8 protein-coding genes are annotated in these 7,677 nt (G+C 72.6%); 4 read left to right on the forward strand and 4 right to left on the reverse strand.

Annotated elements, in window-relative coordinates; all coding sequences use genetic code 11:
• A partial coding sequence (locus tag ACFQ4O_RS12950) for an ATP-dependent DNA helicase RecG (protein ID WP_378776110.1) occupies positions 1 to 1,258 on the forward strand: 1,258 nt, incomplete at its 5' end.
• 139 nt (positions 1,259 to 1,397) lie between these two features.
• Here ACFQ4O_RS12950 and ACFQ4O_RS12955 read toward each other — a convergent pair.
• Positions 1,398 to 2,141, reverse strand: a complete 744-nt coding sequence (locus ACFQ4O_RS12955; protein ID WP_378776111.1) for a DUF502 domain-containing protein — start codon at positions 2,139 to 2,141, stop codon at positions 1,398 to 1,400.
• An 86-nt stretch (positions 2,142 to 2,227) separates the two neighbouring features.
• Between ACFQ4O_RS12955 and ACFQ4O_RS12960 the strand changes: the two genes are divergently transcribed.
• Positions 2,228 to 2,650, forward strand: coding sequence for a YbaN family protein (locus tag ACFQ4O_RS12960; protein ID WP_378776112.1), 423 nt, complete (start codon positions 2,228 to 2,230; stop codon positions 2,648 to 2,650).
• Here ACFQ4O_RS12960 and miaA read toward each other — a convergent pair.
• Positions 2,614 to 3,591: a tRNA (adenosine(37)-N6)-dimethylallyltransferase MiaA gene (miaA, locus tag ACFQ4O_RS12965; RefSeq protein WP_378776113.1), complete on the reverse strand. Its 978-nt coding sequence runs from the start codon at positions 3,589 to 3,591 to the stop codon at positions 2,614 to 2,616. The two genes, ACFQ4O_RS12960 and miaA, sit on opposite strands and share 37 nt — an antisense overlap.
• Before the next feature lie 101 nt (positions 3,592 to 3,692).
• On the opposite strand from miaA, the gene serB reads away from it, so the two are divergent.
• Both serB and ACFQ4O_RS12975 read left to right on the forward strand, forming a co-directional pair.
• A complete protein-coding gene (gene serB / locus ACFQ4O_RS12970; protein WP_378776114.1) occupies positions 3,693 to 4,595 on the forward strand; it encodes a phosphoserine phosphatase SerB in 903 nt (300 codons plus the stop codon).
• Between the two features lie 112 nt (positions 4,596 to 4,707).
• Entirely contained in the window at positions 4,708 to 5,364 is a 657-nt protein-coding gene (locus tag ACFQ4O_RS12975; RefSeq protein ID WP_378776115.1) for a PAS domain-containing protein, read from the forward strand.
• Between the two features lie 151 nt (positions 5,365 to 5,515).
• Here the strand turns inward: ACFQ4O_RS12975 and ACFQ4O_RS12980 are convergent, their stop codons facing one another.
• Together ACFQ4O_RS12980 and ACFQ4O_RS12985 are read right to left on the reverse strand one after the other, a co-directional pair.
• A complete protein-coding gene (locus tag ACFQ4O_RS12980) occupies positions 5,516 to 6,472 on the reverse strand; it encodes a ChuX/HutX family heme-like substrate-binding protein (RefSeq protein WP_378776116.1) in 957 nt (318 codons plus the stop codon).
• A 35-nt stretch (positions 6,473 to 6,507) separates the two neighbouring features.
• The coding region (locus ACFQ4O_RS12985; RefSeq protein WP_378776117.1) for a sulfite reductase subunit alpha at positions 6,508 to 7,677 on the reverse strand (1,170 nt) is incomplete at its 5' end.

A 7,677-nucleotide genomic window follows, 5' to 3' on the forward strand; every position in this document is an offset into this window, starting at 1 on the left:
AGCCATCCGCGCCGACCTCGCCGCCGACGCCCGCATGCTGCGGCTGCTGCAGGGCGACGTGGGCTCCGGCAAGACCGTGGTGGCGCTGCTCGCCGCCGCGGTGGTGATCGAGGCCGGGCGGCAGGCCGCGCTGATGGCGCCGACGGAAATCCTCGCCCGCCAGCATCTCGCCACGCTGGAACCCTTGGCGGCGGCGGCCGGCGTGCGGCTCGGCCTGCTCACGGGCCGCGAGATGGGCCGCGAGCGGGCCGCGCTGCTGGCGCGCCTCGCCGACGGCGAGATCGATCTTCTGATCGGCACCCACGCCCTGTTTCAGGACGACGTGGCGTTCCGGGATCTGGCGCTCGCGGTGATGGACGAGCAGCACAAGTTCGGTGTGCGCCAGCGGCTGGCGCTGGCCGCCAAGGGCGTCGCCGTGGACGTGCTGGTGATGACCGCGACGCCCATTCCCCGCACGCTCGCGCTCACCGCCTTCGGCGACATGGACCAGTCCGCCCTCGACGAGAAGCCGCCCGGCCGCACGCCCATCGACACGCGGCTCGTCAGCCTCGACCGGCTGGAGGAGACCATCGCCGCCATCGGCCGGGCGATCGAGGCCGGCGCGCGGGTCTACTGGGTCTGCCCGCTGGTGGAGCAGTCGGAGACGCTGGACGTCGCCGCGGCGCAGGACCGTTTCGCCGATCTGGCCGAGGCCTTCCCCGGCCGGGTCGGGCTGGTGCACGGCAAGATGAAGGCGGCCGAGAAGGACGCGGCGGTGGCGGCCTTCTTGGAGGGCCGCTCATCGATCCTGGTCGCGACCACGGTGATCGAGGTCGGCGTGAACGTGCCCGAGGCCACCATCATGGTGATTGAGCACGCCGAGCGCTTCGGCCTCGCCCAGCTGCACCAGCTGCGGGGCCGTGTCGGCCGCGGCGCGGAGCGCTCCACCTGCCTGCTGCTGTGGAAGGGGCCGCTCGGCGAGACCGCCAGGTCGCGGCTCGAGACCCTGCGCGACACCGACGACGGCTTCGTCATCGCCGAGAAGGATCTGGAGCTGCGCGGCGAAGGCGAGGTTCTGGGCGCGCGCCAGAGCGGCATGGCCGTGTTCCGCTTCGCCCGCATGGAGGTCCATGGCGAACTGGCGCGCGTCGCCCATCAGGACGCGGGCCTGATCCTCGCCACCGACCCCAACCTCGCGGGCGACCGCGGCGAAGCCCTTCGCCTGCTGCTCCATCTGTTCGAACGCGACGCCGCCGTCCGCCTGCTGCGCGCGGGGTGACGCCCCTTCCCTTGTCCCGGACCTGATCCGGGACCCAGAAGCATCTCCGCTCCAGAACGACGCTCAAACCTCGCAGCCCGCTCCGGAAACCACAGCGGTTCTGGGTCCCGGATCAGGTCCGGGACAAGGTGGGCACAGCTCAGCCCTGCGCGGCGACGGCGTCGGGGCGCGTGGGGAGGTTGGGCGCGGGGAGCGGGGTGGCGACGGGGGTGGCGGCGGGCTGGATGATGCCCATGGACATGATCAGCTTGAACGCCTCGTCGGTGGTGACGCCCACCTCCGTCACTTTCGAGGCCTCCATCATCACCAGATAGCCGGTGGTGGGGTTCGGCGTGCAGGGCACGAACACGCACACATGCTCGCCCGCGGGCAGGCCCTCGGCCAGCGCGCCGCGCGCCGGCTCGGTGATGAAGCACAGCGACCACAGGCCCGGCCCCGGCCACTCGATCACGCCCACGCGGCGGAAGCTGGTGCCGTCCTGCTTGAAGACCGTCTCGAAGATCTGCTTCACGCCCTTGTAGACGCTGCGCACCACCGGCATGCGGTTCAGCACCTGCTCGCCGGACTGCACGATGGTGCGACCGACGAGATTGGCGGCGAAGAAGCCGAGAATCGTCAGCCCGATGAAGGCCGCCACCACGCCGAAGCCCGGCACGGCCACCGGCAGGTAGCTGTCCGGGTTCCAGGCCGGCGGAATCAGCGGCTTCACCCAGCCGTCGATCAGCCCGATCAGCCACATGGTGAGCCAGATGGTGATGGCGACCGGCCCGGCCACCACGAGGCCCGTGAGGAAGTAGGTGCGGATGCGCGCCGAGGCGCTGGGTTTCGGGGCGGGTTGAGGCTGCCCCAGCGAAGCGAGCGTCGAGTCCAACTGATCCGTCATCGCGCGGGCGGCGCTCCATGGTGGCGGGCCGGCTTGCCGCGAACCTTTTCGCGGCGCACAACCAGACCATAGCATGTGGAGCTTCGATGCGGCGAAACGAGGGAGACGGAACCGAACCGCGCGCGGAAACCGCGCATGGCCCGTTCGCCCGTTTTCTCTGGCTCGGCGCCGGCGTGGTCGCGCTCGCGCTCGGCGTGGTCGGCGTCATCCTGCCGGTGATGCCGGGCACGGTGTTCCTGATCCTCGCCGCCGCCTGTTTCGCCCGCGGCTCGCCGCGGCTGGAGCGCTGGCTGCTGGCGCATCCGACGCTCGGCCCCGCGGTGGTCGCCTGGCGGCGCGACGGCGTCATCCCGCCCCGCGCCAAGCTGCTCGCCTTCGCCGGCATGGCCGTCTCGATCGTGATCGTGGCGCTGTCGGACGCGCCGCCGATCGCGCTCGCCGCGACCATCCTGCTGGTCGGCGCCGGCGCGATCTATGTGGGCTCGCGCCCGTCGCGGCCGAAGGACTGAGCGGCCCCCGGCGCGATGCCCCGCCGGGCGATCTCGGCCAGCGCCAGCGCCTCCGCCTCCTCCGGCGCCACATGAAGCCAGTCGCCCATGCGGTTGCGGAACCAAGTGGATTGCCGCTTGGCGTATTGCCGCGTGTCGATGCGCGCCCGCTCCAGCGCCGCCTCCTTGGACAGCGCCCCGCGGGCGTAGGCCGAGAACGCTGCGACGCCGATCGCCTTCAGGACCGGCTGGTCGGGCGCAAGCCCGCGCCGCTCCAGCGCCGTCGCCTCCTCGACGGCGCCCTGGGCCAGCATCGTCTCCAGCCGGCGCACGATGCGGGCGTCGAGCGCGGCCCGGTCCGGGGCGAGCGCCAGCCGCAGCGCCCGGCCTTGGGCGAGCCGCCCGACGGCCGGCGCCTTGCGCCACTCCGCAAGCGACCGGCCCGTGCTCTCGATCACCTCCAGCGCCCGCATCAGCCGCTGGGGGTCGGACGGCCGAAGCTCCGCCGCCATCACGGGATCGCGCGCCGCGAGCTCCGCATGCAGGTTCACCTCCGGCCCGGCGGCGCGCCAGCGGGCGCGAATCGCGGGATCCACCTCCGGCACCTTGGCGAGGCCCTTGAGCAGCGTGTCGAAATAGAGCCCGGTGCCGCCGACGATCACCGGCAGGCCGCGCGCGCCGTCGAGCAGCGGCTCGACGTCCTCGAGCCACCGGCTCACCGCGTAAGGCGCCGCTCCGTCCACATGGCCGTAGAGCGCGTGCGGCGCGGCGGCGAGGTCCTCCGCCGGCGGCCGCGCGGTCAGCACGGCGAGATCGGCGTAGACCTGCAGCGCGTCCGCGTTCGCCACCACGCCGCCGAAGCGCTGCGCCAGCGCGAGCGCCAGCGCCGACTTGCCCGAGGCGGTCGGCCCGGCGATCAGAATGGCGGCGATGGGCGCCTCGCCTTCGGCGCGCTCGGTCATAGCTTTCACGTCCGTCCGTTCGTTCGCGCTTCTGTCGCGCGCGCCCCCGTTATAGACGGGAGCGCGCCGCGCGGGAGCGGCCCCCGCCGATGGAGTGTCTCATGCCCCCCGTGCTCGCCGCCGTGCTGATCGCCAATCCGCTGGAGCCGGCGGTGGATTCCGCCCTCGTCATGGCGGCGGCGCAGGTCGTGATCGGCGCCGAGGTGCGCATGCTCCACGGCGGCGTGGCGGCGGAGTTCCTCGTCAGCGGCGAGACCGACGCCGCCGCGCTGCGCCGCCGGCTTCAGAGCGCCATCGGCCGCGCGCCGGTGGACGTGGCCGTGCTGCCGGCGGACGGTCGCCGCAAGCGCCTGCTGGTGGCGGACATGGATTCGACCCTGATCGAGCAGGAGTGCATCGACGAGCTGGCGGACGCGGTCGGCCTGAAGCCGCAGGTGGCGGAGATCACCGAGCGGGCCATGCGGGGCGAGATCGCGTTCGAGCCGGCGCTGAAGGAGCGGGCCGCGCTGCTAAAAGGCCTGCCCGCCGCCGAGACCATCGCCCGGGTGCTCGACGAACGCATCACCCTGACGCCGGGCGCGAAGGCGCTGGTCGCCACCATGCGCGACAACGGCGCCCACGCCGCGCTGGTCTCGGGCGGCTTCACCGCCTTCGCCGAGGACGTCGGCCGCCGGCTCGGCTTCGACGAGGCGCGGGCCAACACGCTGGAGATCGACGGCGCCGGGCTGCTGACCGGCCTCGTGGCCGAGCCCATCCTCGGCCGCGACGCCAAGCTCGCGGCCCTGAAGGAGCTTGCGAGCGCGCGAGGGTTCACGCTTCAGGACGCGCTGGCGGTGGGCGACGGCGCCAACGATCTCGCCATGGTGCAGGCGGCGGGGATCGGCGTCGCCTTCCGCGCCAAGCCGGCGGTGGCTTCCGCCGCGCAGGTCCGCATCGACCACGGCGACCTCACCGCCCTGCTCTACCTTCAGGGCTATGCGGAGCGCGACATCGTCGAGGACTGATCCAGCGCTCGACTTTCGACGCAGGCGGACACGTGGCGTTAACCCTGTTCGCGGCTTGATCGATCGCGCGGCCGTGTGGCCGACGATCCGTCTCGCGAAAGGGCCAGCGCCGATGTCGTCCTCCTCCGGCGCGCCGATCGATCTCGGCGACTACGCGCTCAGCATCGGCGCCCGCATCGACGGTTTCCTCTACCGCTCGCTCAACAGCGACGACTACGCCATGGTCTGGGTCTCGGACGGGTTCGAGGCGCTGACCGGGCTCGACTCCCGCCGCTTCGTGGACGCCCGCTCCGCCTTCAGCGACCTGATCCACCCCGACGACATCACGGCGGTGAACGACGCGGTGGCCGAGGCGCTGGCCGCCAACAGCCGCTGGCAGATCTCCTACCGGCTGAAGACGCCGTCCGGCTGGCGCTTCGTGCACGAGACCGGCGGCGGCTGCGCGGCCGACCCGGAAACCGGCGAGGTGCGCTATCTCGACGGCATCATCCTCGACTCGAGCCGCCTCACCGACCTCGCGGACCGGCTCGACTCCGGCCGCGCCTCGGTCACGCTGATGCACGCGGCGATCACCGAAATCTTCGCCACGCTGAAGACGCTGCGGCTGCTGGCGCTGAACGCCCGCATCGAAGCCGCCCGCGCCGCCGAACACGGCGCCGGCTTCAACGTGGTGGCGCAGGAAATGAGCGCGCTTTCGGCCACCGGCGAAAGCGTGATGAAGCGCATCGAAACCGAGCTCGCCCGCCTGACCGAGGTGGTGAAGATCTGAGGGGGCTCGCGCCCCCTTTCTTGTCCCGGCCTTGAGCCGGGACCCAGACACGTCAGCGTGGCAGAATGGGGCGTCCCAAACGTCGCGCTTTGTTTTGAAAACCCAGAGTCTCTGGATCCCGGCTCAAGGCCGGGACAAGGAAGAAGGCGCTTCACGCCCGCAGCGGCGGCAGGGCTTCGACGGAGCGGCGCCAGAAGCGGGCGAGGCGGGGGTCGTCGCCGGTTTCGGTGATCTGCGCCACGCACTGGAAGCCCCAGTCGTAGAACTCGACGGTCAGGCCGGCGCGGCCGCGCTCGTCGTGGCGCGTGACCCAGACCTCATCGACCTCCGCCATGTCGAGCGAGACCGAGCAGTCGCCGGCGCAGAGCCGCAGCCGGTCGCCCGCGCGGCGCACGTCGTCGAGCGCGCCCACATGCATCTGCGCGAAGGCCTCGTTCGGCACGATGATCGTGACCGGCGCGCGGGCCTCGTTCATGAGGCCGAGACACTGGACCGCAAGCTCCGGATCGATCCGCCAGGCCTCGTCCCGGCCCCAGGCCGGCAGCAGCGTGCGGCGGCGCAGGCCGCCGTCGCCGAACAGGCTGTCGAGGTGGAAGCCGAGGCCGCGACGGCTCCAGCAGGCGGCGTCGGGAGCGCGGGCGTCGCGGACCGCGGTTTCCGCCGCGCCGACATCCTCCGCCGCGCCCCAGTCCACCGTCAGCTCCGCGAAGGCGTAGTCGTCGATCAGCGACGGCAGAAACACCTTGTGCAGCGCGCCGCCTTCCGGCGTGAAGAAGCGCACCGAGCAGGGCGCGCGGCCGCAGGCGGCCCGCTCCACCGCGAGCGCCGCCGCCACGCTTTCGGGGCGCAGGCGCAGCGCCGCGCCCGATTTCGGGCCCGCGAACCGCTCGCCCGCGCGCGACGCCTGCGGCAGCCCGCCGATCTGGGTCATGACCGCGACCGGGTTCGACGTCACCGTCACCAGCCCGTCCATGCCGCGCAGGTCGCGCGCGACGCGCTCGAACGACGCCCCGATCCGGGTGGCGAAGACGCCGGGCTCGGCGAGCAGCGTATCGCGTTCGTTGAACCTGCGGTTCGGACAGCCGCCGCCGCGGCAGGGCTGGGACATGGCGCGTCGATCCCTTGGCGCGGTTTCGGGGCGGGTCAGTACACGTCTCGGAGGTAGCGCTTGGCCTTGCGCAGGTCGTCGACGTAGTCGGCCGCAGCCTCCGGCAAGCGGTCGCCGTGGACGCGGACCACGTCGTGCAGGGCGTCGTCCACGTCCTTGGCCATGCGGCTGGCGTCGCCGCAGACGTAAATCGAGGCGCCGTCCTCCAGCCACGCGAACAGGTCGCGGCCGTTCTCCCGCATGCGGGTCTGCACATAGATCTTCTCGGCCTGATCCCGGGAGAAGGCGAGATCGAGCCGGGTCAGCAGCCCGTCGCGGCTCATGGCGCCAAGCTCGTCCTCGTAGGAGAAGTCGTGGGCGCGGTGCTGGTCGCCGAAGAACAGCCAGTTGCGGCCCGTGGCGCCGGTCGCCTGCCGCTGCTGCAGGAAGGCGCGGAACGGCGCGATCCCGGTGCCCGGCCCGATCATGACCATGGGCGCGTTGGGATCCGCCGGCGGCCGGAACGCCTTGTTGGGCGAAACGAACACGCCGACCGTCCCGTCCGCCGCCACGCGATCGGCGAGGAAGGTGGAGCAGACGCCGCCGTGGTCCCGGTGCTCGGAACGCCAGCGCACCGCGGCGACCGTGAGGTGGACGCTCGCCGGATGGACCAGCGGGCTCGACGAGATCGAATAGGCCCGGTGCTGCAGCGGGCGCAGCAGGCCCGTGAACGCCTCCGCGTCGAAGCCGACCGCCGTGTTGATGGCGAGCAGGTCCAGCACGTCCCGGCCCCACAGGAAGGCGTCCAGCGCCTCCTTGTCGCCGTGGCGCAGCACGTGGGTCAGGGCCTCGTCGCCGGCGCGGGCCTCGACCGCCGCCACCAGATCGCGCGAGGGCGTGCGGATCTCGAAGGCGGACGCCAGCAGCGCGCCGAGCGGCCGATCGTGACCCGGAACGCTCGCGTCGGGCTTGAGGCCGAGCCGCGCCAGCAGCGCGGTGACGAGCGCCGGGTCGTTGACCGGGATGACGCCCAGCGCGTCGCCCGCCTCATAGGTCAGGCCGCTGTCGCCGAGCGCGACTTCGAGATGGCGGATGTCCTTGGCCGAGGACGGCGAGGACAGCCGGCGGTTGACCGCGAGCGCGGCCGGATAGGGGGTGCGGCGGCTCCAGGCGGGTTTCGCGGCCTCCGCCCCGACGGCGGCGGACGGCGCAGCGGCGGGAGCCGC

This window comes from Methylopila musalis, from assembly GCF_042679725.1.
Classification (GTDB): Bacteria; Pseudomonadota; Alphaproteobacteria; order Rhizobiales; family Methylopilaceae; genus Methylopila; species Methylopila musalis.

Coding starts and splice junctions, on each gene's coding strand:
- ACFQ4O_RS12960 (WP_378776112.1), top strand. CDS start 2,228: ATGCGGCGAAACGAGGGAGACGGAACCGAACCGCGCGCGGAAACCGCG.
- ACFQ4O_RS12975 (WP_378776115.1), top strand. CDS start 4,708: ATGTCGTCCTCCTCCGGCGCGCCGATCGATCTCGGCGACTACGCGCTC.
- ACFQ4O_RS12980 (WP_378776116.1), bottom strand. CDS start 6,472: ATGTCCCAGCCCTGCCGCGGCGGCGGCTGTCCGAACCGCAGGTTCAAC.
- serB (WP_378776114.1), top strand. CDS start 3,693: ATGCCCCCCGTGCTCGCCGCCGTGCTGATCGCCAATCCGCTGGAGCCG.
- miaA (WP_378776113.1), bottom strand. CDS start 3,591: ATGACCGAGCGCGCCGAAGGCGAGGCGCCCATCGCCGCCATTCTGATC.
- ACFQ4O_RS12955 (WP_378776111.1), bottom strand. CDS start 2,141: ATGACGGATCAGTTGGACTCGACGCTCGCTTCGCTGGGGCAGCCTCAA.